Origin of the sequence: Bartonella sp. PS7NMGDW (genome assembly GCF_042193585.1) — a bacterium.
GTDB lineage: Bacteria > Pseudomonadota > Alphaproteobacteria > Rhizobiales > Rhizobiaceae > Bartonella > Bartonella grahamii.
On record NZ_JBHILX010000124.1, the window covers coordinates 1 to 595 of the forward strand.

Here is a 595-nt window from a genome sequence, read left to right on the forward strand (position 1 = left end):
TCAAGCACTTTTTCTTCTTCTGTTTGAGTGATGTTTATTAATTGTTTGATTTGCGTAAGCACATCATAAGAAACTAACTTCGTTTGTACGTTATGGTTTGCTTCATTGATACGTTTTGCTTCATCTTCTTCATAAATACCGGAAAGCCCGAAAGCATAGCGAGCACATTGTATAGTAGCTTTATGGCGCAACATGCGTGCTGGATATTTTTGCCATGCTTCACTTTTTTCTTGTTCGCATTCTTTGCGATATTCGATGACTTCGATAGGGTCTTTAATTCCTTTGAGACGAATAGCACATTTGATAGCAATGAGCTTCCCATCCTTATCGAGTTGATCTTGAAAGGTCATGCCATCAAAGTCAGGATTTGATTTGATGATCTTTATCCAACCGTCGATAGAAACAACGGGTATGATGCCGCCGCCTTTTTTAGGGAGTGCATAGATTTCTTTTGTTAAAGGGTTAAGTCCATAAGTATTGGCAACAAAAAGAAAAACGGCAAATTCTGCATCAGTGATGACACTAGCATTTTTATATCCAATACAAGTTTTTATGATTGTTTCTCGAAATTCTTCAGCAGAAAATCCATATTTTC

At 37.0% G+C, this 595-nt stretch carries 1 protein-coding gene; it reads right to left on the reverse strand.

The window, feature by feature from the left end; translation table 11 throughout:
- The coding region (locus ACFIKJ_RS09670) for a recombinase RecT (protein WP_375627209.1) at positions 1 to 595 on the reverse strand (595 nt) is incomplete at both ends.